The organism is Argonema antarcticum A004/B2 (assembly GCF_023333585.1).
Taxonomy (GTDB): domain Bacteria; phylum Cyanobacteriota; class Cyanobacteriia; order Cyanobacteriales; family Aerosakkonemataceae; genus Argonema; species Argonema antarcticum.
In genome coordinates, this window is sequence record NZ_JAIQZN010000106.1 from 1 (window position 1) to 24,401 (window position 24,401).

18 protein-coding genes and 1 pseudogene are annotated in these 24,401 nt (G+C 43.2%); 7 read left to right on the top strand and 12 right to left on the bottom strand.

Annotation, left to right across the window (positions count from 1 at the left end; translation table 11 throughout):
- Positions 1-316: 316 nt before the first annotated feature.
- Together LAY57_RS29820 and LAY57_RS29825 are read right to left on the bottom strand one after the other, a co-directional pair.
- A complete protein-coding gene (locus tag LAY57_RS29820) occupies positions 317-1,699 on the bottom strand; it encodes an aldehyde dehydrogenase (protein WP_249070812.1) in 1,383 nt (460 codons plus the stop codon).
- 131 nt (positions 1,700-1,830) lie between these two features.
- Positions 1,831-2,982, bottom strand: coding sequence for a hybrid sensor histidine kinase/response regulator (locus tag LAY57_RS29825; protein ID WP_338022519.1), 1,152 nt, complete (start codon positions 2,980-2,982; stop codon positions 1,831-1,833).
- Between the two features lie 342 nt (positions 2,983-3,324).
- Here LAY57_RS29825 and LAY57_RS29830 point away from each other — a divergent pair, with 342 nt between their 5' ends.
- Positions 3,325-5,427 (top strand): AAA-like domain-containing protein, encoded by a 2,103-nt coding sequence (locus tag LAY57_RS29830; RefSeq protein WP_249070814.1) that lies wholly within the window; start codon positions 3,325-3,327, stop codon positions 5,425-5,427.
- A gap of 26 nt (positions 5,428-5,453) precedes the next feature.
- Here LAY57_RS29830 and LAY57_RS29835 read toward each other — a convergent pair whose 3' ends face one another.
- Positions 5,454-6,056 carry a Uma2 family endonuclease gene (locus LAY57_RS29835; RefSeq protein WP_249070815.1) on the bottom strand — a complete coding sequence of 201 codons (603 nt, stop codon included), beginning with the start codon at positions 6,054-6,056 and terminating at the stop codon, positions 5,454-5,456.
- 203 nt (positions 6,057-6,259) lie between these two features.
- On the opposite strand from LAY57_RS29835, the gene LAY57_RS29840 reads away from it, so the two are divergent.
- Together LAY57_RS29840 and LAY57_RS29845 are read left to right on the top strand one after the other, a co-directional pair.
- Entirely contained in the window at positions 6,260-9,046 is a 2,787-nt protein-coding gene (locus tag LAY57_RS29840; RefSeq protein ID WP_249070816.1) for a Sll1247 family protein, read from the top strand.
- A 340-nt stretch (positions 9,047-9,386) separates the two neighbouring features.
- Positions 9,387-10,244 carry an adenylate/guanylate cyclase domain-containing protein gene (locus LAY57_RS29845; protein ID WP_249070817.1) on the top strand — a complete coding sequence of 286 codons (858 nt, stop codon included), beginning with the start codon at positions 9,387-9,389 and terminating at the stop codon, positions 10,242-10,244.
- A gap of 97 nt (positions 10,245-10,341) precedes the next feature.
- On the opposite strand, the gene LAY57_RS29850 is transcribed toward LAY57_RS29845, so the two are convergent.
- Positions 10,342-11,379, bottom strand: a complete 1,038-nt coding sequence (locus LAY57_RS29850) for an RpnC/YadD family protein (RefSeq protein WP_249070818.1) — start codon at positions 11,377-11,379, stop codon at positions 10,342-10,344.
- 25 nt (positions 11,380-11,404) lie between these two features.
- Complete coding sequence (gene ureC, locus LAY57_RS29855; RefSeq protein WP_249070819.1) at positions 11,405-13,141, bottom strand: urease subunit alpha; 1,737 nt, start codon at positions 13,139-13,141, stop codon at positions 11,405-11,407.
- A 441-nt stretch (positions 13,142-13,582) separates the two neighbouring features.
- Between ureC and LAY57_RS29860 the strand changes: the two genes are divergently transcribed.
- Both LAY57_RS29860 and LAY57_RS29865 read left to right on the top strand, forming a co-directional pair.
- Positions 13,583-16,225: a pentapeptide repeat-containing protein gene (locus LAY57_RS29860; protein WP_249070820.1), complete on the top strand. Its 2,643-nt coding sequence runs from the start codon at positions 13,583-13,585 to the stop codon at positions 16,223-16,225.
- A 286-nt stretch (positions 16,226-16,511) separates the two neighbouring features.
- A complete protein-coding gene (locus LAY57_RS29865; RefSeq protein ID WP_249070821.1) occupies positions 16,512-17,120 on the top strand; it encodes a hypothetical protein in 609 nt (202 codons plus the stop codon).
- Between the two features lie 65 nt (positions 17,121-17,185).
- On the opposite strand, the gene LAY57_RS29870 is transcribed toward LAY57_RS29865, so the two are convergent.
- The 6 genes from LAY57_RS29870 to LAY57_RS29895 all read right to left on the bottom strand — a co-directional run bounded on the left by LAY57_RS29870 (position 17,186) and on the right by LAY57_RS29895 (position 22,234).
- A complete protein-coding gene (locus LAY57_RS29870) occupies positions 17,186-17,494 on the bottom strand; it encodes an urease subunit beta (RefSeq protein ID WP_249070822.1) in 309 nt (102 codons plus the stop codon).
- A gap of 21 nt (positions 17,495-17,515) precedes the next feature.
- Entirely contained in the window at positions 17,516-18,085 is a 570-nt protein-coding gene (locus LAY57_RS29875; RefSeq protein ID WP_249070823.1) for a DJ-1/PfpI family protein, read from the bottom strand.
- A gap of 9 nt (positions 18,086-18,094) precedes the next feature.
- Complete coding sequence (locus LAY57_RS29880) at positions 18,095-19,036, bottom strand: class I SAM-dependent methyltransferase (RefSeq protein WP_249070824.1); 942 nt, start codon at positions 19,034-19,036, stop codon at positions 18,095-18,097.
- A 15-nt stretch (positions 19,037-19,051) separates the two neighbouring features.
- The gene (gene ureA, locus LAY57_RS29885) at positions 19,052-19,354 is read right to left on the bottom strand and encodes an urease subunit gamma (RefSeq protein WP_249070825.1); all 303 of its coding nucleotides are present in this window, start codon (positions 19,352-19,354) and stop codon (positions 19,052-19,054) included.
- Positions 19,355-19,418: 64 nt separating this feature from the next.
- Positions 19,419-20,267, bottom strand: coding sequence for an urease accessory protein UreD (locus tag LAY57_RS29890; protein ID WP_249070826.1), 849 nt, complete (start codon positions 20,265-20,267; stop codon positions 19,419-19,421).
- Positions 20,264-22,234 carry a DEAD/DEAH box helicase gene (locus LAY57_RS29895; RefSeq protein ID WP_249070827.1) on the bottom strand — a complete coding sequence of 657 codons (1,971 nt, stop codon included), beginning with the start codon at positions 22,232-22,234 and terminating at the stop codon, positions 20,264-20,266. Before LAY57_RS29895 ends, LAY57_RS29890 begins: the two co-directional genes overlap by 4 nt.
- Positions 22,235-22,542: 308 nt before the next feature.
- On the opposite strand from LAY57_RS29895, the gene fmdA reads away from it, so the two are divergent.
- Both fmdA and LAY57_RS29905 read left to right on the top strand, forming a co-directional pair.
- Entirely contained in the window at positions 22,543-23,718 is a 1,176-nt protein-coding gene (gene fmdA / locus LAY57_RS29900) for a formamidase (RefSeq protein WP_249070828.1), read from the top strand.
- A 108-nt stretch (positions 23,719-23,826) separates the two neighbouring features.
- Complete coding sequence (locus LAY57_RS29905) at positions 23,827-24,099, top strand: FmdB family zinc ribbon protein (RefSeq protein WP_249070829.1); 273 nt, start codon at positions 23,827-23,829, stop codon at positions 24,097-24,099.
- Between the two features lie 22 nt (positions 24,100-24,121).
- On the opposite strand, the pseudogene LAY57_RS29910 reads toward LAY57_RS29905, so the two are convergent.
- Positions 24,122-24,401 (bottom strand): annotated as a pseudogene (locus LAY57_RS29910) (hypothetical protein); the annotation flags it as partial.

Sequence of the window (24,401 nt, forward strand, 5' to 3'; positions counted from 1 at the left end):
CCCCGCCCGCTGTAGGGGGTTGCCCCTTTGTTGTCACCCCGTCAGGTCTTTAAGTCCTCATAAACAACCTTATTATCAGCGAGGTCGAAGGGCTGAAATGCTTATCCAGTCTACTTTTGAGCTATAGTTGTCGCCCCTTCAGACAAATCAATACAATGTTTTCTGGAGAAGTCTATTAGACTTCTCCTTTCAAAGAATGTAGAGACGTTGCATGCAACGTCTCTACAAGGGTTTCAGCTAACGCACCTTTAATTTCTGGAGAAGTCTATTTCTAATCTTGCGATCGCAGGTGGTAATTTGGGCTTGGGGAGAGGCGCTAAATGCCCATGATTCGCTTAATCAGATTTAGTTTACCTTCATAGTATGGAGCATAGCGGAACTTTATATCCATCAGGAAAGAGTTTTTCAGCACGCTTTTTTGATGGGAAAAAATATCAAAACTGGCTTTGCCGTGATAGCTTCCCATACCGCTGTCACCGACTCCGCCAAAGGGTAGTTCTGGGACGCCAAGGTGCATGACGGTATCGTTAATACAGACGCCACCTGATGAAGTCTCCCGCAAAACTTGCTCTTGATGGTTTTTGTTTTTGGAAAAGAAGTAGAGGGCTAGAGGTTTTGGTCGTTCATTAACAATAGAAATCGCTGCTGTTAAATCGTTGTACTCGATAACTGGAAGAATCGGGCCAAAGATTTCTTCTTGCATAACTGGTGCATCTAAGGATACATTATCTATCACTGTTGGGGCAATGTAGTTATTTTCGACATCGGTTTGACCGCCAGCGATAATTTTGCCATCGTTTAGGAATGCTGCCAGTCTATTAAAGTGTGTTTTATTGATAATTCTGGCATAGTCAGGACTTTTGGCGGGATTGTCGCCATAAAATTCTTGAATACACTTTTTGATGCTATCTAAAAAGTCTTTTTTAATTGTTTTATCGACTAAAAGATAATCAGGTGCTACGCAAGTTTGACCGGCATTAATAAACTTGCCCCAAGCGATTCTTCTGGCAGCGCGTTCGATGTGGACATCGGCATCGACAATACAAGGAGTCTTGCCGCCGAGTTCTAGGGTGACTGGTGTGAGATGTTTTGCTGCCGCTGACATGATGATTTTGCCAACTGCTATGCTGCCGGTAAAAAAGATATGGTCGAACTTTTCTTTTAACAACTGTTGGCTGGTTTCTACGTCTCCTTCTACAACTGCTATATAGGCAGTATCGAAGTTTTTATTGAAAAGATCTGCTAGAAGATGAGAGGTATGTAGGGCAATTTCTGAAGGTTTTAAAATAGCACAGTTTCCGGCTGCGATCGCACCTACTAAAGGCGAAATCATCAGATTAAATGGATAATTCCAAGGACTAACAATCAGAACAATTCCTAGTGGTTCTGGATAAATTAGTGCTGAAGATGGAAATTGCTCTAGAGGAGTTGCGACTCGCTGAGGTTTTGTCCAAGATTTAATATGCTTAATCGCATAATCAATTTCTTTGACAACTAACAATTCCGTAACATAACTTTCAAATCGAGGTTTGTTCAGGTCACTTTTAAGTGCATTGAGAATAGCTTCTTTATGCTCTAAAATTGTCTTCTTTAAGAACTTGAGCTTTTCAATGCGAAAAGATACATCTTTTGTCTGGCCGGTGCTGAAAAAATTACGCTGCTGGCGGACAAGATTGTTAACTTCTAGTTGAGCTATCATGATCTTTTTCGGAAACTAGACAAATTGAAAGGGTTATGCAATATTTTACAGGTATTAGGTCAATTTTAGCCGATCTAAAAACAGTTGTCGGCTGTCTGGAATCTGAAGATCATGATAGCTAGCGACTAAAGTTAAGAATTCCCTGAGTGCTTGACTGGGATGCGGACAATGAATAGACTTCCCTTACCTACCTCTGACTTAAGTTCAATGTTTCCGTTATGGGTTTCGACAATTCTGCGAGACAGGTGCAACCCCAAACCGCTGCCGGAATGTTTGTGTTTGCCTTGACGAAACCGTTCAAATAAGATTGTTTGTTCTTCAGGAGATATACCTGGACCGGTGTCTTCTACCTCAACGATTACTTGTGGTATGCCGGGATTACCAGCGCCATTTGTATTAGTCAGACGGACGTTTACCGAACCAGTATCTGTGAATTTGATCGCATTGCCAATCAAATTGGTGAAAACCCGGTGGAGTTCCAGACGATCGCACTCTACCACACTTCTCGCCCCTGGGTCACCCTTTGCATTTCGATCTATATCCAAATTCAAAGACAGGTTTTTTTGAGCGGCTAAAGGGGTAAGTTCTTTGACAATTTCGTGAAGTAGATCTTGTAGGTCAACAGGAGAGAAGTTTAGATTTTTGCGTCCGGCTTCGTAACGATACACTTCTAGCAAAGTATTGGCCATCGCCAGCAGGTTTTTGTTGCTGCGAGCCATTATGTCGAGGGTTTCATTCATCGTGGGTGATAGTTCTCCCAAGGCTCCCTGCTGCATTAAACTCAGCATTCTATCTGCGGCTATCAAAGGAGTTCGCAAATCGTGGGTAAGCCGGGAGACAAAATCTTCTCGCTGACGGGCAATTTGGTCGCGTTCGTCGATGCTGTGCTTGAGTCGGAGGAGACTGCGTACTCGCGCCAGCAATTCGTCCACTTCCACTGGCTTGCGGATAAAGTCATCTGCACCAGTGTCTAACCCTTTCGCTACGCTGAGGTGGTCGTAGGCGGTAATCAGCAGAATGGGGATAAAGGGCAATGAGGTATTGTCGCGCAGGCGCTTGGTGACTTCAAAGCCATCCATTCCGGGCATCATCACATCCAACAATACTAAATCTGGGGGGGATTCCTCGACCTTAGCGAGTGCGGTACGGCCATCTGCTGCTGTGACAATTTTATATCCCTCTTCTTCCAAAATAGCTTGGATGAGAAAAACGTTATCGGGAGAATCATCTACGACTAAGATGCGATCGGCTTTTTTAAATGGCAACAAAGAAGAAAGATTCATAGTGTCGGAAGTTTTGACCATAAAACTGTTAACTGTTCATTTTTGTCAATTATCTTTAGTATTATTTTTTCCTTTACGAGATGACTTTACCTCACCCCCACGAAGGATTCCGGCGGCGCGGTTTTACCCATTGGCCTGGAGTGCCTGTGGAATAAAGACTTCCAAAGAATTTAATCATAGCGTCAAAAGTTTTAAAACTGGATACTGAGTGGCGCTGGATCTAGCGATCGGCTTGAGTACGTCTTATATACAGATGATTTAAACATTTTCGCCCCCAGAATGCTATTAAACTGTACTCATTAGACTATCGCTCAGTCCGCCGGTATTCGCGACGCTGCACCTATGGAACCCACAAAAAACGAAGCACTGCTGAATTTGGGAGCAGACAGTGCCCTAGCTGCGATCGTCTTTACAGACGTGGAGAACTTTACTTCCAAGATGGCCGCCGACCAGGCTCATACCTTGGCTTTAACCAACCGAGACCTTCAGCTGATGACGGAATTTTGTCAGCGATTTCAAGGTAGGGTGGTCGCCGACACGGGTGATGGACTGTTCATGTGCTTTGCAAGTGCAGTTAATGCCGTAGCTTGTGCCCTTGAGATTCAAAAAGCATTTTTCGTCGCGGCGGCGGAACTACCCCCGCAAGATGTGCTGAAGCATCGGATTGGGATTCATTTAGGCGATGTAGCCTGCGTCGGTACTCAAGTCAAGGGACATGGGGTGAATATGGCTGCTCGCTTGCAAGTGGCGGCGAAACCGGGAGGCATTTGCATTTCGCAGACGGTCTACGATGTGGTCAAAAATCACTTACCGTTGCCAGGAATGTATAAGGAGGTGCGGGAGCTAAAGGGGATTGCGGAATCTACGCTAGTCTACCAAATTCCGCCGTTATGCAAGCCTAAAAGAGTTTTTATGAGCTATCGCAGCTCCGATCCAGACGTTATCCTCGCGCAGCAGTTTTATGAAGCCTTAAAAGCAGCCGGACACGAAGCATTTATGGCCGGACATAGCATTCGACTGGGAGAAGGATGGCCCGCTCGGATAGATACGGAATTAAAGCAGTGCGATTACTTATTGTTGCTGCTGTCAGAGCAGTCTGTAACCAGTGAAATGGTGACAGAGGAGGTGCGACGGGCTAAGGAGTTGCGGGATGCCAGTCCAGATGGTAAGCCAGCGATTTTACCGATCCGCGTCAAATTTCCGCTGACTTCGCCGTTGAATTACAATCTGCGAGGTTATTTAAACCGGATTCAGCAGCGAGAGTGGCGATCGCCCGCCGATACCTCAACTATGGTGCAAGAAATTCTGAGTTTGGTAGGAGAAGGTCGAGTACCGGAGGAATCGCCGGAAACTGTGCAGAGTACGCCCCCGGCTTTGTGTGGGCTAGATGGCAAACCAGTGCCGATGGCGGTGCCGGAGTTGCCCCAAATTCCCGAATTGCCAGAAGGTCAAGTAGATTTAGCTTCTGCTTTTTATGTGGAACGACCGCCTCTAGAATCTCGCTGCTACGAAACTATTTTGCAACCGGGTTCCCTGATCCGCATCAAAGCACCCCGCCAGATGGGTAAAACATCGCTGATGGCTAGGATTCTCCATCATGCCTCAAAGTCTGGTTTCCAAACGGTGCCTTTGAGTTTTCAGCTGGCAGATGGCAAGGTTTTCGCAGACTTGGATAAATTCTTAAAGTGGTTTTGTGCCAGTGTTTGCAGAAGATTGCGGTTGCCAAATCGGTTGAATGATTATTGGGATGATATTTTTGGCAGCAAGGATAACTGTACGGCTTATTTTGAAGAGTATTTGTTGGAAAATATAGAGAGTCCGCTGGCTTTGGGGTTGGATGAAGTTGATTATGTGTTCCAACATCCTGAAATTGCCGCAGACTTTTTTGGACTTTTGCGGGCATGGCACGAAGATGCAAAGAATCGGGATATCTGGAAAAAATTGCGCTTGGTGGTCGTACACTCCACAGAAGTTTATATCCCTCTGAGTATCAATCAATCCCCGTTTAATGTCGGGTTGCCGATCGAATTGCCGGAGTTTACCCCTCAGCAAGTTTACGATTTGACTCGGTGGCACGACCTGGATTGGAATATTACCCAGGTGGAAAAATTGATGGCAATGGTAGGAGGGCATCCCTATCTGGTGCGGCTGGCTCTTTATTATATTAGTCGACAGGATATGACACTAGAACAGTTGTTGCAAACATCTCCGACGGAAGCGGGACTTTATGGCGACCATTTGCGACGGCATTTGTGGAATTTGCAACAGCATCCAGAGTTGGCGAGAGCGATGACAGAGGTGGTTGCTGCGACTGCTCCGGTACGATTGGAGTCGGTGCAAGGGTTTAAGTTACACAGTATGGGGTTGGTGCATTTACAAGGTAATGAGGTGACGCCTTGCTGCGATTTATATCGGTTTTATTTTTGCGATCGGCTTTTGAATTAAAAATCTTTAACTGAAAACGGTTATCTTTAACCTCTAAAAATCTGGAGAGCCGTCAAATTCAACTCTGGGAAAGTTGCTGACTCAATTCGGTCATTTTCCCTAAATTTTCGTACCTGGTACTCACCTTCAATGAGTTGGTAAATAGAAATCGTAGGTTGTTTGGGAGAACCGATGTACCGGGAACCACCTAAGCCTAAATAATCGACAATCCAGTATTCTGGAATGCCGATTTCTTCATAGTCCTTCAACTTAGTCAGGTAATCATCCCGCCAGTTGGTACTGACGACTTCAATAACTAAGGGAATTGATTTTCCTTTTGTAATAGTTGAAGACTTTTTCCATAACGGTTCATCAGAAAGAGCGTTACGATCGACTACCAGTACGTCCGGTAGATAACCTGATTTTCCATCTGGTGCTTTGATGAGTGCGCTCTTGGGAAAACGATAGGGTAGCTTTAATCGCCGAGCTTCCAGAGTTACTTCTGAGTCCAGAAATTCCGTGATTTCTTCATGTTCTCCGGTAGGCTGCATCTCAACACTTACTCCATTGTGTAATTCATAGCGTCCGTTCTCTGGTTTCCAGTCCAAGAATTCTTCAAAGGTTAGTAAACTCGGTACAGTTTGAATCATTGCGATCGCTCCTTTTCCTCTACCGCCAAATCTTGATTGTCCTTTTCCATTTTACGCGCTACACCTCGGTCTTTCTCCCTCCCAGGGGCAATGACTTTTCAGCGCCCTTGGCTTACAGCCACATTAGGGATTACGCTTTAGCTATAGGGCTTGCCAAACTGGAGCAATGCGATCGCTTACAAAACTCGATCTCAAATGTATCTATGAACACCGCAGAAACCTCAGCCTCCGAGTATCAAGTCGGAGGAAGTCTACCAGCCGATGCGTCTACCTACGTGCAACGGCAGGCAGATACCCATCTTTACGAGGGTTTGAGGGCGGGAGAATTTTGTTATGTACTCAACTCCCGACAGATGGGCAAGTCCAGCTTGCGGGTGCAAACAATGTGCCAATTACAACAGTCAGGCACTGTCTGTACTGCGATCGACTTAACGAAGATCGGTAGCCAAAATCTTACCCCAGATCAGTGGTATGCGGGTGTGGTTCGCAGTTTGACGATCGGTTTCAATCTTTCAGACAAGTTTAATTTGCGGACTTGGTGGCGCGATCGCGATTTAATCCCTCCCGTACAACGCTTCAGCGAGTTTATCGAGCAGGTACTGTTAGTAGAAATCAGCCAAAATATCGTTATTTTCATAGATGAAATAGATTGCGTTCTCAGCTTAAATTTCCGAGTAGATGATTTTTTTGCCGCAATTCGGGCTTGCTATAACAATCGCGCCGAGCAACCTCAATACAAGCGCCTTACTTTCGCTTTAATTGGGGTAGCCGCTCCATCGGAATTAATTCAAGATAAAAACCGCACTCCTTTTAATATCGGTCGCGCAATTCAACTAAGCGGGTTTCAATTGCACGAAAGCCTTCCTTTAGCCAAAGGATTAGCGCATAAAACGAGCAATCCCCAACCAGTGCTGAAAGAGATATTAGCTTGGACGGGGGGTAAACCGTTTCTCACTCAAAAAGTTTGCAAACTGGTTCTTCAGGAGATTTCTTTTATTCCCGCAGGCACAGAAAGGTTGTCAGTTGAAAAACTGGTGCGATCGCGAATTATTGAAAACTGGGAAGCGCAGGATGAACCGGAGCATTTGAGAACAATACGCGATCGCCTGCTGCGGGGTAGCTCAGATCCCAGTAGCCTATTAACACTGTATCAGCAAATTTTGCTGACTGGTGAAATCCCTGTCGATGATAGTCCAGAACAAATGGAATTGCGGCTGAGTGGGTTGGTACTCAAGCAGCTAGGCAAAAAGTACGCTCAACCTGTACTGAGAGTTTATAACCGTATTTACGCAGTAATTTTCAATTCTATTTGGCTAGAAAAACAACTAAGTAATTTGCGACCCTATCGCGCTGCATTAGCAGCCTGGTTAGCTTCAAATTGTCAGGATGAAACACTTCTTTTGCAAGGGAAAGAATTGAAGGAAGCTGTAACTTGGATAGCCGATAAAAAATTAAGCTCTCAGGATTACCAGTTTTTGATCGCCAGTCAGGAAAAGGCTTCTGGGACAAAAAAAAATCTTAAAGAAATATGGTTAGTAACGAATGAAGTTACAGATGTAATGGATAGATTATCTTTGGAAATAACAAACAAATTATCCGTTACATCCCCTACAAAATTCGCTGCCATACCGCTCGCCCTACGAAAGCCGATCGCCCGCTCCCTTGTGCCTGCAACGCCTCGTCTTGTTCTAACTAATCCTTCATTAGCGCGAATACCAGATCCTAAAATTTATAACGAGCAACGCACAATAAGCGACGAGCAAATGTTATACGATCACCTACTATACTGGGTGCAAAAAGAGTCGCCTAGCGAGTCTGTAGAGCGTTTTCGGCAATTGTTTATTGATGGTGTTGCTTATCCCGACCCGGAGATTGAAGCAGCCTTATATAGAATAGTCGCCTTCTTACCCAGTGAAGAAGTATTTAAGAATATACTCTGCCGCTGCTGCTATATATTGATAAACCGCTGGCAAATACATTTTCACAAGCAAGTTGCGATCGCCGATTTAATCGCTTTATTCAAAAATTCATCATCCCGGTTCCAAGCAGTAGCTTCTCGTTCTCGCATAGTCAGACTGTTGCAACAGCTAGTAAGTCGCTTTACCGAAAGTGAAGAGTATTTGGCTATGCAACGCTTGGTTCAAGTTGTCGAACCATCACCCGATCAAAATAACAAAGAAGACAGTCCCGTATTGTCGAAATTGATTCATCGGTATCCTTACTTATACCCCCATCGTCTGTTAGTTGGAAATAGCTCTTTCGAGCATCAGCAAACAATCCAGGATATTCAAGCTCAAAAGCAGCGGCAATTTGAAGTTAATCTGTCTCAATATATACCTTATTTAATCAGGGCAAAGCAAATTGACTCGAAGACAACTGAGCAACAGCAGATAATTCAGCCGATGTCAAACCCCACTTTATTGAGCGATCGCGAACTGTATTCTGCTCTGAATAAATTTGCCGGAAAAGTTGAAGGATCGCATACCTACCGAGATTTAGCTGAAATATTCTTGAATCATACAAACGAGAAGAAATCTTTCCGAAATTTTAAAGCCGATTTATACGAATATTTAATTGATTCTATTGAGCCGGAATACGGTAACCGTCAATTTAATCAACGCTTGTCTAAATATCTGAAAAATATCTTCCCTGAAAACGATTCCCAAAATTTGACAGAATTTCTACTTGTACGTACTTGTAACCAATTGTTCAATTTTATAGTAGTGGAAAATACGCAACAGCCCAATCACTATGTTTTTATCGATCTGATTTCTAACATCGGCACGCTGGAGACAACGACATTGTTGCTCAAAATAGTGCTGCTCTCCCGCAAAGTAAAACCGGATCTGGAAAAACGATTTTCTATTTTATTTAATCACTATGAATCTCAGGCTTTAAATGACATTAGGTGGTTTATCAATTCTCTGGAAAATTTAAACGTGGCTTTAGTAGTTAATTTTGGTACTGTCGATATATCTTGGCATTCGTAATACCATTAGATTAACTACTCTTTAGGGGTTGCGATCGCCTGCAAGATTACTTCGCTACCCATCCCGAAGTTCAAAATCCCCTCTTACCCCCTCCCCTCTGCGGCTTTTATAGATATTCTTGAGAGCCAGAAAGGAGTAAGTCAGTCCTGTCAGTGATGCAAATCTCACCATTATGTTGATTTACGTCAATTGCACCCATGCCGTGACTCATTGCGCCAAAAGTTTTTTCAAGGGAATTTAGTGTATTAGTACACTCACGGATACCAGGGGTGCAGCTCAAGTTTGCAGTGCTTTGGTCGTGATTAAGATTGTCTGTAATTAGAAAGGGTTCAGGAGTAAAATGTACAGTTATAAAATTGAGGAATTGACAGAGGAGTTCCTTGGAATGGATGAAGCCAGGTTGCAGGGCGATCGCCGAGAAGTTTCGATTTTATTCTCAGGTATCCGCAGCTTCTCCACGTTGACTGAAAAGATGGAGCCAGCAGATGTGGTAAGACTGCTGAATGAATATTTTGAGGTAATGTCAGATGCTGTTATTAAGCATAGGGGCACCTTAGATAAATATATTGGCGATTCCATAATGGTGACTTTTGGTGCAGTCCTGCCTTTAGAAGATCATGCTTGGATGTCAGTACAAGCTGCTCTGGAAATGCGCGATCGTCTCCAAGAATTTAATGCCAAACTTGTTAGAGCCCAAAAGCCAGCGTTTCAAATTGGGATTGGCATTAATGCCGATACAGTGATCGCTGGTAATCTTGGCTCCAGCAAACTAAGCAAGTTTACGGTAATTGGGGACGGCGTAAATATCGCCGCTTACCTAGAAGGAATGAGCAAGCAGTACGGGTGCGATATCGTTATTAGCAAAAGTACTTATCAATTCTGCTCAGAACAGATATGGGCTAGAGAGCTTGACTATATTCACACCAAAGGTAGAAACCAACCAGTAGCTATATATGAAGTGGTGGGGTTGCGTTCGGAGCCAATTTCTGAAGAGAAGCGAAAAGTGATGGAGCATTACAATCAAGGACGCGAACATTACCTGAATCGTAAATTCCGGCGTGCGATGAATGAGTTTGCGATCGTTGTGGAAGATATGAACACCAATGACAAGACATCTATGATGTATCTAAAACGCTGTCAATATTTGCTGCAAAATCCCCCATCGGAAGATTGGGATGGAGTCTGGGGGCTGACTTGATCTCGTTTCGGATCGGAGATTTCTTATCCCATTTGAGAATAGAAAGCGCGATCTGGTTTCACCAGATCGCCATATTTTAGGGAAATTTTTTCTTGTTTCAGACAGTTTCCGAGCCTGCGGATGGAATCTGGTTGAGGACTTGCTGAAATTCTTCTATAGAGCCAATGACGATCGCTCTTTTATGAAGCATTTTCAGCACAGATGGCTCCTCTATCCCATTGACGATCTCCACAAGATCCGTTGGCACTACTCCAAACCGAGTTTCCAAGATTTCAATCACATCTTCGCGACTGTTTTGAAGAATCCCTTGCTCAATCCCTTGCTCAATCCCTTGCTCAATCCCTTGCTCAATCCCTTGCTCAATCCCTTGCTCAATCCCTTCTTGGATTGCGAGTCGTTCAATACTGGTGACATACCGCATTCTATTTGCCTCCTCATAACTTCTGATTTCTGTTTTAAAACTACGCGCCAACTCCTCTGGCAACACCATCACCCAGTCGATAAACCGAAATAATTCCAGAACATATTTCCGGCTATACCCCCGTTCAAACAGTCTTCTAACCAGGCTTAGTTTCCACTGTAAGCGATTCTCTGGATTTCGGTGCGTCGCCTTAGTTTTCAGGTGCGCCATCACGATCGCACCGAAGGGATTGGTGGTTTGCTCTAGGGTTTCCCACTGCGCTTCATAGTCCAAAAGTTTCGCGACGGGAAAGTCTAACCTGACGCGACATCCTCCAAGTTGGTACCCGTAGCTTGAAGGTCGCCAATTCGCCTCTTCGTCTGCCAAAACCGCCACGCTGATCACCCGCCGTTTGTGGCGATCGTACAAGCGGTAATTATAACTATATATGCGCTCGGCAAAGTTGCGATCGTACTGCCCTTGGACTTCTACATGGACTAATACCCAAGCTTCTTCACCTCCAAGCAGCCAGACTTTTACTACTTTATCTACGAGACGCCGCCCAATTTCTGCTTCTGGTTCGAGCTGTTGCAGTTCTGTGTCCAGAAATTCATAGGGTTGCGTCCAGTCAATTTCGGCGTATGCTAGAGGGAAAAAGAATTCGAGTAAGCTTGGAAAAAATTGCTCGATAACTTCCTTCCAAGGACTGTCGTAATCTGTGCGTTGTTCTGTCATACAATTATCACTTCTGTCATCAGAATTAGAACAAAAAGTATCGCTGCGCCATCGGCAAAATCGTTGCCGGTTCGCAAATCAATAACTCTCCATCTGCTCTAACTTCATAAGTTTCTGCATCAACTTCTATCCGAGGTAAAGCGTCGTTTAATTTCATATCCCGCTTACTAATTTGTCGCGTTCCCGATACTGCAACTGCTTGTTTTTGTAACTTTAATTGAGTTGGAATATCGCGTTGTAATGCGGCTTGAGATACAAAGGTTAGAGATGTAGCTGCGATCGCACCGCCAAAACTACCAAACATCGGTCGCATATGGACGGGTTGAGGCGTAGGAATACTGGCGTTTGCGTCTCCCATTTGAGCATAAGCGATCGCACCTCCCTTAATCACGAGCTCCGGTTTCACCCCAAAAAACGCTGCTTTCCAAAGGCACAAATCTGCTAATTTCCCCTCTTCCACCGAACCCACATACTGAGAAATCCCATGCGCGATCGCCGGATTGATCGTATATTTCGCCACATACCGCTTCGCCCGAAAATTGTCCGCCCTCTCTTGCTCCCCCTCTCCGTTGCCCAGAGGGGGTTGGGGGGTGAGGTTCCCCCGCTGCACCTTCATCTTATGCGCCGTCTGCCAAGTGCGAATAATCACCTCACCCACGCGCCCCATCGCCTGAGAATCAGACGAAATCATACTGAACGCGCCCAAATCGTGCAAAATATCCTCAGCGGCAATAGTTTCCCGTCGTATCCGCGACTCCGCAAATGCCACATCCTCCGGTATAGATGGCGACAAGTGATGGCACACCATCAGCATATCCAGGTGTTCGTCCAAAGTGTTGACGGTGTAAGGGCGCGTCGGGTTAGTAGAAGAAGGCAACACATTCGCTTCACCGCAGACTTTGATGATATCCGGCGCGTGTCCTCCTCCGGCTCCCTCCGTGTGGTAGGTGTGTATTGTGCGACCTTTGAAAGCGGCAATCGTGGCTTCTACAAACCCGGCTTCGTTCAAAGTATCGGTGTGAATTGCTACTTGTACGTCGTATTTATCTGCTACACTAAGACAAGTATCGATCGCTGCTGGGGTTGTGCCCCAATCTTCGTGCAATTTCAATCCCATTACCCCAGCAAGCACCTGTTCTTCTAAGGCTTGAGGCTGGCTACTATTACCTTTGCCGAGAAATCCCAAATTTACTGGAAAGGCATCAGCGGCTTGTAGCATTCGGTAAATATTCCAGGGGCCTGGGGTACAAGTGGTAGCATTTGTACCAGTGGCGGGGCCAGTACCGCCGCCCAGCATGGTGGTGATGCCGGATGCGATCGCAACTTCGATCTGTTGCGGACAAATAAAGTGGATGTGAGTATCGATACCGCCAGCAGTTAGTATCGATCCTTCCCCGGCAACAACTTCGGTGCCAGGGCCGATAATGATATCTACGTTATCTTGAATGTAGGGATTTCCTGCTTTGCCAATTTTGAATATTTTGCCGTCTTTAATGCCGATATCCGCTTTGACAATCCCCCACCAATCCAGAATCAAGGCATTAGTAATTACCAGATCGACGGCACCATCGGCATTGGAAATGGGGGATTGTCCCATCCCGTCGCGGATTACTTTGCCGCCGCCGAATTTGACTTCATCGCCGTAAGTGGTGAAGTCTTGTTCGACTTCGATGAAGAGTTCCGTATCGGCAAGGCGAATGCGATCGCCTACCGTTGGGCCAAAAGTTTCCGCGTAAGCACGGCGATCCATTCTATAATTCATACGATGACCTCCTCACTACCTTTTAATTTTGTCATAATCGATCTTGCGGAGTCTGTAGGCAATTGTTCTTAATGTAACATTTTACTTTTCCTCTCCCAGGAATTTCTCTGCTCCCGGAATCTCGTACAGCGTACTAAAAACGGAAGAGTCATCATCCTGGCCAATTGTTGAGTTTCATAAAATCACGTCAAATAATGTGGCAGTTTCGGAATTAGTATGTTATTTGATACTTATAGCAGCAATTTCAAGAGGTTGCGGATATAAATTAAGAGGGATTTGTTAATCCCCAACATTGACCTAAAGAAAACCAAAAAACCTAATTAGGATGAAGATGTAAGTAAAGTTGTTGCTTGATTATCTTTATTACCATTACCCAAACCTTTTCACCCAATTCATTACAAAATTATGAAAGGTCGCAGTTTTAAACCCAACAGAGCCGCCATGACCCAACATTTAAAAAAAATGACTGCGGCTAAGAAACAGACAGAGGGGAAAAAAGAACAAAAAGAGGAAAATATTGAAAGGACAGAAGAGGAAAAAGCTGAAATATCAGAACTAGAAAGCGTTTTACAGAATTTAGACGCCAGCTTTGGCAGAGTGGCTGCTATTGCAGACCCAGTTAAACAAGAGTACAGATTGTTACAGGAGGCAAAACGGCTAGATATGCCAGCCGAAAGCTTTCGGCGAATGTTTGAAAGTTACTATTTAGAAAGATTACCAAAGAAACAAGAGTATTCGTGGCTGAAACCTGTCAAGTTTTTAGACCAACGGCTGGGAGATTTTGTTAAATGGTGTGAAAATGTCTCTCTATATAGTTTAGCGACAGTAATTGGCCAATTCACGCTGTTGGCAGCAATGGGGGCTTACTTCATGGAAGCGCCCCAGCGACAGCAAGAAGCGATCGATACAGCGCGACAAGAAATTAGAAATCAGAAAGAGGTTGTATATTCTGAATCGAGAATGGAGGCCATCCAGCTCCTCAACAAGAACTGCGAAGGTATATTAGGAGAACAGGCTCCCAAGGCCAACCTAGAAGGCATTGAGCTGAATAAGTGCTACAAATTTCAATTGGGAATGGCAACTTTTGCCCAATGGCCCCCTCAGTTTTACAGGTATGAAGGATTTAACCTTTCGCAGACCAACTTGGCTGGCGCTGATTTAAAGGGAGCGAATCTAGAGGGAGCGAATCTAGAGGGAGCCAACCTAGAGGGAGCGAACCTGGAAAGAGCGAATTTGCGAGGGGCAAATTTGAAGAAGGCGAATCTGAAGGGAGCAATTCTGCGAGCTGCCAATCTGGAAAAAGCGAATTTAGAGGAAGCCAATCTAGATAGCAGTCGCATGAGCCGCATTTATCTGCGGGATGCCAACCTGACAAAAGCCTCATTAATTAATTCTCGCTTGCTTTGGGCAGATCTTCAAGGAGCCAACCTCAACGAAGCGAATTTCCAAAGCTCTAACCTAAGCCGTGTTAATCTCCAAGGAGCCGATCTCTACAAAGCCAACTTTAAGGGAGCTTTGCTTCGCTATGCGGATATGCGAAATGGCACGATTACGATCGGCACTGAATTCGAGCGTGCTAACCTCAAGCGAGCCAAGTTCTGGTCAGTGGATCAACTGAAACGAGCTTACAACTGGGACAAAGCCGCCAAAGACAAGGACTGGGAAGCAAAAATTATCAAGGAAGCGCCAGAGATCTATAAAGTGGGATTTCTCGTTCCCAATGATAACTTGACCTATAAGTTGTATCAGCAAGGCTTAGAGAGGCTGGCTAAGGAAAATAAACAAGTTCAAATTGTGCCAATTAAGACGGGTGAAAGTGTTGAGGAAGAAGCTCAAGGGATCAAGCAACTACTCACCCAAGACGTGGATGCGATCGTGATGAGACCGCTAGACCCGGAAAAATCTGTAGCTGCTATTCTCCAGGCTTATGTCTCCGGTGTAGTAGTGGTTAACATCGGTAATTGCCTGCCCAAAGAATCCCAGAAAGTTGCATTTGCTTGTTATGAAAGCGATTCTTTACAGATGGGTTATGACCTTGGCAGGTATATAGGAAATTGGGCTAAACCAAATAAGAAGAAACAGGTTAGAGAGCTAAATGTGGGTCTGGTGGATGGGGCAGATTCAACTCGCCTTTATCCTTATTTGCAGGGCTTTGCGAAAGGGATGAAAGATTCCGGCGCTGTTTGGGAGCAAACGGGAACGACGGATGCAAAAACCCCTGAAGAGGTGGATAAGGTGAAGGAAATGCTCAAAAAGCACCCGAATATCAATGTTCTGTGGGGAGGCTCTGAGATGACTACAGAAATTGCTCTCAAAGCAGTTAAAGAATTGGGTTTAGAGAAAAAGGTAAGTGTGTTTGGGATTGTTCCTTTAACTCGCAGATTGGCAAATATGCTGCTCGATCCCAATCAACCGCTACAATCAATTGTGGATGAAGCACCCAGCTATGCGGCTCATGAGGCGGTCGAACAAGCGATCGGCGTTATTGAGAACAAGGTTTCCAGAGAATATAAATATATAGTATTCCAGCATCGATTGCTTACTGTCAGTGACAGGAAAAAAATTAACGAGTTAATCGGCGATGCCCTGGATCTGGAGAAAAACAGTCTCAAAGCACCGATCGCACTGAAAGCTGGGGCTGGTGTTATCCCCTCTGAGATTCCCTCTAGTTTGGACTCTGCCGCTGCCGATTCTCTGCGAGCGATTACTGATGAGAAAAAGATCCAGAAGTTGCAAGAGGATCTGCAAAAACTAATTGTGCAAAATTGGCAAATCTCCAGCAACAAAGAAAGCACTGAAACATCTGTCAATTTCGATCGCGATTTAGTATATCGGGTGCTAGTAGATACGGAAGGAGCGGTCGTTTCCTACGAACCGATCGATAAACTGGCGATTGATTTACTTCCAACTACTCCCTTACCCAAATTGTTATCTAAACCCGATGACGGCAAGGAAAAAGATGAGACTCTCATACTACCTAATAAGCTGGTAATCAATAAACCTGTAGCTGAATTTAAGGTTGTGTTTAGCCCCAGCGGTAAAGTTGAAGTGAAATGGGGAGAAAGTTTCTTGCCGGATGAATAAGGAGATATAATAGGGAACCTGCCTGGTTTATTGGGCAAGTAATTATAGCTAGGGACTAGGGGCTAGGGACTAGGGTCAGAAGGGTTTAGAATCCGCCAACGTTTCAGAAATTCACAATGTCCTAACCGACGAGAGCGGTTGCTATATTTACAAGTATATAATTTTACTATCAACTTTCGTTGGTAATGATAACTTATGATATTGTTGACCATTTCATTTAGGAAAATATTCTATAAAATTTTTAAACCAACAAGAAAGTCTTAATCAAATCAGGAGATAATTTAAGATGGCTTATAGCGATTTCAAACTCAAGGAACTTGTCAAGCAATTTGACTTAACTCTAAACGAAAACTTAGATTTATTTACCGATATACTCGAAGTAGAATCAAGCGAAATTCTGAAAGTTTTGTTGAAAGAAAATGCAGCATTAGCAGTAGATATAAACACAGAAAAAGCTCGTTCAGAAATGATTATTGCACCGATTTTACTTGAAATCAGACGGCAATTAAATTATCAAATTGGTTTATTCTCCGGTTCTGAATTTAATGTAGCTCCCGAACGGGGATTGAATGGGATATGCGATTTTTTAATCAGTTTATCGCCGGAACGACTGTTTATCAGCGCCCCGGTAATTACTCTCGTAGAAGCAAAAAAAGAAGATATTAAAGCTGGATTGGGACAATGTGTAGCGGAGATGTTAGCTGCTCAGTTGTTTAACGAACGAGAAGAAAATGAAATTGAAACAATTTATGGAGTCGTAACATCGGGAACTAATTGGAGATTTTTGAAATTAGAAGGTAAAATTGTTTCTATCGATACGGTCGAGTATTATCTGAGAGATGTGGAAAAAATCTTAGGCATATTATTGAGCGCTATCCCTCCAGTGCAAAAATAACCAGACTCTCTTTTTTCAAACAATTGTTTTCAACAGTTTTTCGATTTCATCACAAGCCATGTTTGTTATTCTAATGAGCCATTGATTCTGCCATTGAAACCGTAAACTTGACGGCTACCAACAAAGGGAATTAACTGTACTTCTCTTTGATCTCCTGGTTCAAAACGTACTGCTGTACCTGCTGGAATATCGAGGCGCATTCCTCGTGCTTGTTCTCTGTCAAAATCTAGTGATTCGTTCACTTCATAAAAGTGATAGTGTGAACCGACTTGAATGGGCCGATCGCCTGTATTTGCTACCTGCAACCGCACCGTAGGACGCCCCGCATTCAGTTCGATTTCACCTTCTTGTACAATCATTTCTCCTGGAATCATTTTTGCTCTCCTATTAATTGTTTATATTCCATAAGGATAATCCATTCGCTGACGAATTTTCTCTTTTACCTCTCGACCTGCAAATTTCTCACACAGATATAATCCTAAATCTATAGATGAGGTAACGCCTCTAGCAGTAATCACTCCGCCTTCATCCACAATTCTTTCGTTTACCACAGAAGCACAATATTTCTCAAGTTCGTTGAAAGCATTGGGATGAGTGGTGGCTGTTTTTCCTGCTAAGAATCCTGCTGCACCCAAAAGCAAAGAACCCGTACAGACAGAAACTTTAAACTGGCAAGAATTAGCAGTTTTTAGCCAGTCAACTAACTCCATTTCCTCAATTAATTTCAGGACTCCAGCAGTAACTCCACCTGGCACAATTACCATGTCATAATCTTGCAGGGATTCGCCTACTTTTGTGGGAATAAAACCAAGTCCAGCGCCATCGCTTACTTCTTGGGAAATAGCTACAATTTCCCATTCTAAATCTGGCATAAATCCCATTGTCTTGAGCCGAGTGAGGGGATCGTAGACTCCGATTAAATCTAACGCAGTCATTCCCGTGTAAACGATGAACGCAATTTTCATAACTAATCCTTAATCAGAAACTACTTTCATCCAAAAAGAGCCTGGTATTCTGTTTTTTTCGTAAACATTAATATTTTCCGATAAAACTGAATTTTGATAATGGGCGAGCATAGATAAAGATGTCACAACTTCAAATTTATTGTTAAATTGTAAAAATAATTCTAAAAAATATTGCTCGTTCCAAAATCGCGACCACTTGTTGTTCCATTTTACAGGATAGTCAAATGGAAAAAATATGTCATGTATATGAACAAAAACTCCTTGTTTTAAAATAGGATATATCTGTAAAAATTCAAATTCAACATCACTACCTTGTTTAAAAACATGGCTGGAATCTACAAAAAGAATGTCTTTTGATTTAAGAGTTTCAAAAATCGATAATTCAGTATTTTGAACTGGCGTTTCCAGCAAGCTAAATTCCATAAAGTTATGGTAATTATCTTGAAAATTTTGAATACTTTCCCAGGGATATGGTTCAATAGAGATAAGTTTTGCTTTTTCTTTGGTTTCAGAAAAGTTTTGCTTTAAGGCGGCAGCTATAACCTGAGTACTTCCTCCCGAACCAATTTCAATTATTTTTTGTGGCCTATTTTCCCTAATTAGGCAATATAAAAATTCGGAATCGCCGCTGCGTATTTGAGATACTTTTTCATTATATCCACAAACGGACATAATTTCTGGATTGTTAAACTCAGATTTATATTTTGTCAACAAGTAGTTGGCAAATTCTATTTGTCCTGCCAGATTCCAATTGATGAATTTTAGCGGTCGTTCTTTGTTTTGATATATTAAAACTTCTTGTTCGTTAGGAATGGGTTGATAATAATGATCGGCAATCAGGGTATAACCCATTTTTCTTAAAATTGGATTAATCATTTTACTGGCGATCGCAAACTTAATATTTTTGCGTTCTTGTGGCGATCGCATCCCTTTCCAAAGTTTTGTTAACATTTCAGCATTCTTTTTTTATCGAATTGGATTGTGAACTGTAACGAGCTTTGTACCATCAGGGAAAGTTGCCTCCACTTGCACTTCATGCACCATTTCTGGCACACCTTCCATGACGTCTTGCCGTCTCAGCAGAGTTGTGCCATAGCTCATTAAATCTGCTACCGTGCGGCCATCTCTGGCACCTTCCAAAATCGCTGCCGAAATATAGGCCACGGCTTCTGGGTAATTCAAAGTTAACCCTCTTTGCTTGCGTCGTTCTGCTAATAGGGCAGCAGTAAAAATCAGCAGTTTGTCTTTTTCCTGTGGCGTGAGTTGCATGGTTAAACTATTTTTCTGTTTCAGATACAATACCATTTAAACTGTATCAGATTAGCTGAGCGTGTCAAAAAGGCCAAACTCGCGGCACACAGCTGGGGCGTTCCAAAAAGGATAGGCGCAACAGATGCCACACATCTTTAAACCAGTTTCTCACCTCGGTGGTAGAAGATCCACGATAGCGACACAACAAACCTTCCGCCAGTCTGGTGACTCCTGCTTCGCCTCTTGTAGGATAGATATCTCGATCGGCCCAAAGCATTCTCGCCTTTTGCACTATTTCTGGTGGGACCGATCGGCCCACCCAAGCGAGACTGGCTACAATTGGTTGTCCACCCAATCCGTGCGGACTATCGATAATTTCTGACCCTGCTGGTAACCATTGTCTATCAATCCACAAGGGCCTTTTTTCCTGCCAAATTTCTGTGTGACTGCGCCACTCTCCTTGCAAAAATTTCTCGCCTCTAGCAGTACGTCCAAATCGCGTAATTTCCCAACCCAACCAAGTTGCGCCCGGTGCTAATTCTACCCGCAAATCTTGCCGATAAATCGCCCCATTAAAAACAATTGTTTCCTGCGGTAACCACTCTAAACAAGCACCAGCATCGACTTGCATCTTAATAGTTTGTCTGGCTTCTAACCCATTGCTGCGATAAATTTTACTAGCGGCAGCTGTAGTAATTAAAGCTTTCGCATTCGGTTGGAGGTGGAAATCGAGAGATAACCTGTCTCCGCCTACAACTCCCCCAGCAGTATGCAAAATTACACTATGACAAACATCTGCACCCTCTGGATAAAAAGGGCGTTGGATTTTGAGGGGTGCTTGAGAACTAGCGTGAATTACCTGGGTATTCCCAGTGCTAGAAGCATACACTAAGTTGAGGTTGCCATGCCATCCGGTTGAAACTTCAATCATTCGTATTGTATTTCAAAATTTCCACTTTGCTGCAATTCTTCTATTAAGTGTGAGTTTCCCGAACCAAAAACGTGCAAAACATCTTGGGCGCGAGTCATGGCGACATACAATTTTTTCCGATGTAAAGCTACTAAGGGTGCCGGAGATCTAGTACTATAAAATTCTTGTACCCCCAAAATTAAAACTGCTTTAAATTCTAACCCAAGTGATTTATGTGTTGTCATTATTCTAATCCCAGGTATGTTAATGCTGTATTTTATTTCAGAATTACTGGTTTCTGTAACCCAGTAGTTATCCAATCCCAAGCTCTTTAATCGTTTGGTAAGGTAATATAACAACTGTCTCTCTTTTGGTAAAATAGCATCCCATTTATACAAAACAGCAATTTCTCTTAGCTCGCAGCCAAATTCCTGTTGTATTTTTTGAACTTCTCTAATAGCTGATTCTATTTCCTGTTGTTCTGTTTGGACAATATGCAGAACGGGACGGTAACCTTGACGTACAGCGGCTCTGGGTTCAATAATAGGAAATGTCACTTCGGAATCATCGGTATTCTCTATATTTATTGCTTCGTCTATATCCTGTATATTTTTTACTAAACTCCACGCCGCTGCTAGAATCTCTCTTGTATTGCGGTAGTTTATATCAAGCTGAAATTTCCTGCTAGTTGTCCGACCAACTGCTTTGACTCCTACCGATTTCCATGTGAACCCCGGACGTTTGTAAAAGCTCTGCTTCCCATCCGAGACAATCATTAGATTGCCATTCTCAGGTTCTTTCAGAGCAGCTACGCAACATTTGAACCAATAAGGATAAAATGCTTGGGCTTCGTCCACTAAAATTGCATCATACTTTCGAGCTTGCGGTAATGTATTAAGCTGATTTAGAGCTTTTTCTACCACATATTCTCCATAGTTTACTAAATGGCGAAGCTTTCTATATTCTTGTCTCCCTATTGTATTTTCCACCCAAGCATCAAAGTGCATCACATCAATTTTTTTAAAGTGGGGATTTCGTGGATCTTCGTGCAGAATAGACTTAAGATGAGATGCTAAACTGATATTATAGCAAAGAATCAAAATTCGTCTGTTATGATTTTGATTTAGCAGAAACTTGGCACGGCAAAGCAAAATTAAAGTTTTTCCCGAACCAGCTACACCATAAATGATGCGATGACCTTCACCAATTGCCCTAGCTATACACTCTTGGCGATGGTCTAAGGTGCTAATTACATAAGTATTATCTTTCAGAACAACGCCATCAGGAACGCTGCTGGGAGATGCTGGCAAATCTTTGATAGCTATTTCTGGGTAAATAATGCCTTTGATAGTTTGGATTTGGTCATCTGTGAGAGTTCGGACAGGTAATTTATCGGTAAAGATTCTTTTTAATCGGTTCACTAATTCTGCCTGAGAAAGGTTATTCCATGACATTAATTCCTCTCGGTAGACCATTTGATGTTCGCCCAATAGATCGTAGATATTATTTTCACGAGCTTGATCTGTTGTAATATTAGACATCACGGCACCAAAGCCAATAGGGAATACTAATTTTCCATCTGGGTGGGTGAGTATCTGATAAGTTTGGAGTTTATTTAAAAGCTTATCTAAGTAGCGCTTTCCCTGTTGGAGAGCAGATGGCTGAATGCTTGTCCTCGCCATACCTTTTTGACGGGTACGCCTCCCCTGTTCCTGAATTTCTGTCCTCTCAGTTCCTTCTCTCTGAAACTTGATTGTGAAAATATCATTATTCGCACTAACTATCTGGTTAGGGAACCAATTTGCAACGTTAATGACAAGTAGCCCAAAATTTGCTGCAAGAATAGTGAAATAAGGTAAACAACCTTGGACACTTGGCTCATACCAAACATAGAAGTCGTCGGATAACTTCTCGGAGAGTACTTTGTATAAAGTTATTTCTCCTTGACTTGCCTTTGATGGTATGGACTCTGGAACCATTAAAGCCATAGACGATCCTGATTTCAAAGTTATCGATCATCCTCTCATCATACCCCCAGCACTCCCCATCTGGGAAAAAACCCTTATCGCTGAAGTGCAAATGGGAGTCATTTCAAATAATTATTGCCAAAATGCAGTAATTCTTAAAAAATCTCAATTTTTCTCAAGTAAGCTTATTCTTTGACTCGCATAAATAGTTACATTTTTTCAAGAGTTTTTGTATCAAAAAATACAGTTGCTCTGTCATATACAAATTTAATCTCAACTCAGCTAAGAACAATAAAATCGACTAAAAGTAACTAAATCAGGGTGATACTATGCCTGAAATTCTCTTCAAAGTTGACTTGAGCAAGCCATTTAGCGAGCAAACATTGGTTGGTCACAACCGATGGCATCCCGATATTCCGGCAGTAGTTTCTGTCAATCCGGGTGATGTATTCCGCATAGAATGCAAAGACTGGACAGACGGACAGATAGGCAACAACGACAGTCCAGACGATGTTCGCGATGTAGATTTAACAGTCGTTCACGTATTGAGCGGCCCGATTCATGTCAACGGTGCCGAACCAGGAGATATTCTAGTAGTTGACATCTTGGATGTAGGAACTCTGCTCGATTACGAATGGGGTTTTACCGGGATTTTCGCTAGGGAAAATGGCGGCGGTTTCCTCACAGAACATTACCCGGTTGCCCACAAAGCAATTTGGGATATTCAAGGAATTTATACAAAATCTCGTCATATTCCTGATGTAAGATTTGCGGGAATTCCACATCCAGGTTTGATTGGTTGTGCGCCTTCTCACGAACTACTTGGAACTTGGAATAAGCGGGAAGCAGACCTGGTAGCGACAGACCCAAACCGAGTGCCACCTTTGGCAGCGTTGCCAAACCCGAAAAATGCAATTCTCGGTTCTTTAAAGGGTGCTGAATACGATCGCGTTGCCAAAGAAGCAGCACGAACTGTTCCTCCCCGCGAACATGGTGGCAACTGCGATATCAAAAATTTGTCGAAAGGTTCCCGCATTTACTTCCCAGTTTATGTCGAAGGTGCAAAACTTTCGATGGGAGATATTCATTTTTCACAAGGGGATGGTGAAATATCGTTCTGCGGCGCAATTGAGATGGCTGGTTACCTCGATCTTCATGTAGAGTTGATTAAGGGTGGTGTAGAAAAATACGGCCTGATTAATCCAATTTTTAAACCAGGGCCTGTTGAACCTCGTTATTCTGAATATTTGGTGTTTGAAGGCATTTCTGTGGATGAATTTACGGGGAAACAGTATTATCTGGATGCTCATGTTGCTTATCGACGTGCTTGTCTGAATGCTATTGAGTATTTCAAGAAGTTTGGTTATACCGGAGAGCAGATTTATTTGCTTTTGGGTTCGGCACCAGTTGAGGGACGAATTAGCGGCATTGTGGATATCCCAAATGCTTGTTGTACGATCGCAGTTCCGACGGCAATTTTTGAGAGGAATGTGTTGCCAAGTTAAGAACCTCACCCCTTAGCCCCCTCTCCGCAACGGAGAGGGGGGATAAGAGAAGGAAGGAATATTCACACTGCAAATCTAAAATCCAAAATCCAAAATCTAAAATTAGTTATGCCACTTTACGAATTTCGGTGCGAAAATTGTGGAACTTTCGAGGAATTGCGTAGTATGAGCGAAGCAAGCGAACCGATGCTTTGTCCAATTTGTCAGACTACTGCTAAACGTATATATTCGGTAGCTGGTTTGATTATGACACCTTATTCGCTGAGCAGTCGAATTGAGCAAAGTGCGGAACCTCGTGTAGTAAATCGTTCGGAAAGTAAAAAGCCTCAAACGCACAAGCATCATCATCATCACGATCGACCTTGGATGATCGGTCATTGATAGGCGATCGATGCTACTTTCATTATCTTTTCGCCAAAATCACATAATCATCTAGTGCGTAGTTTAAGTCAAAGTTTAATTTAAAGTATTGACGAAACAGCGGACTCATATATGTCTGGCAAGGTAAATTTTCGCGTGCAAATTTTCCAAAGTCAGAAATCTGCTCTCTTCTATCCCTTGATGTGAGGTATTTGTACAAAACTAAATTCAAGCCCATATCTTCAACAAATCTTTTAACCTGACGGGGTGACAACAAACTGTAAAACCCGCACGCAGTAAGGGTTTTACAGTTTGTTGTCACC

Excerpts from the sequence above, each read along its gene's own strand:
- LAY57_RS29820 (WP_249070812.1), bottom strand. The coding sequence starts at position 1,699 with ATGATAGCTCAACTAGAAGTTAACAATCTTGTCCGCCAGCAGCGTAAT.
- LAY57_RS29825 (WP_338022519.1), bottom strand. The coding sequence starts at position 2,982 with ATGAATCTTTCTTCTTTGTTGCCATTTAAAAAAGCCGATCGCATCTTA.
- LAY57_RS29830 (WP_249070814.1), top strand. The coding sequence starts at position 3,325 with ATGGAACCCACAAAAAACGAAGCACTGCTGAATTTGGGAGCAGACAGT.
- LAY57_RS29835 (WP_249070815.1), bottom strand. The coding sequence starts at position 6,056 with ATGATTCAAACTGTACCGAGTTTACTAACCTTTGAAGAATTCTTGGAC.
- LAY57_RS29840 (WP_249070816.1), top strand. The coding sequence starts at position 6,260 with ATGAACACCGCAGAAACCTCAGCCTCCGAGTATCAAGTCGGAGGAAGT.
- LAY57_RS29845 (WP_249070817.1), top strand. The coding sequence starts at position 9,387 with ATGTACAGTTATAAAATTGAGGAATTGACAGAGGAGTTCCTTGGAATG.
- LAY57_RS29850 (WP_249070818.1), bottom strand. The coding sequence starts at position 11,379 with ATGACAGAACAACGCACAGATTACGACAGTCCTTGGAAGGAAGTTATC.
- ureC (WP_249070819.1), bottom strand. The coding sequence starts at position 13,141 with ATGAATTATAGAATGGATCGCCGTGCTTACGCGGAAACTTTTGGCCCA.
- LAY57_RS29860 (WP_249070820.1), top strand. The coding sequence starts at position 13,583 with ATGACCCAACATTTAAAAAAAATGACTGCGGCTAAGAAACAGACAGAG.
- LAY57_RS29865 (WP_249070821.1), top strand. The coding sequence starts at position 16,512 with ATGGCTTATAGCGATTTCAAACTCAAGGAACTTGTCAAGCAATTTGAC.
- LAY57_RS29870 (WP_249070822.1), bottom strand. The coding sequence starts at position 17,494 with ATGATTCCAGGAGAAATGATTGTACAAGAAGGTGAAATCGAACTGAAT.
- LAY57_RS29875 (WP_249070823.1), bottom strand. The coding sequence starts at position 18,085 with ATGAAAATTGCGTTCATCGTTTACACGGGAATGACTGCGTTAGATTTA.
- LAY57_RS29880 (WP_249070824.1), bottom strand. The coding sequence starts at position 19,036 with ATGTTAACAAAACTTTGGAAAGGGATGCGATCGCCACAAGAACGCAAA.
- ureA (WP_249070825.1), bottom strand. The coding sequence starts at position 19,354 with ATGCAACTCACGCCACAGGAAAAAGACAAACTGCTGATTTTTACTGCT.
- LAY57_RS29890 (WP_249070826.1), bottom strand. The coding sequence starts at position 20,267 with ATGATTGAAGTTTCAACCGGATGGCATGGCAACCTCAACTTAGTGTAT.
- LAY57_RS29895 (WP_249070827.1), bottom strand. The coding sequence starts at position 22,234 with ATGGCTTTAATGGTTCCAGAGTCCATACCATCAAAGGCAAGTCAAGGA.
- fmdA (WP_249070828.1), top strand. The coding sequence starts at position 22,543 with ATGCCTGAAATTCTCTTCAAAGTTGACTTGAGCAAGCCATTTAGCGAG.
- LAY57_RS29905 (WP_249070829.1), top strand. The coding sequence starts at position 23,827 with ATGCCACTTTACGAATTTCGGTGCGAAAATTGTGGAACTTTCGAGGAA.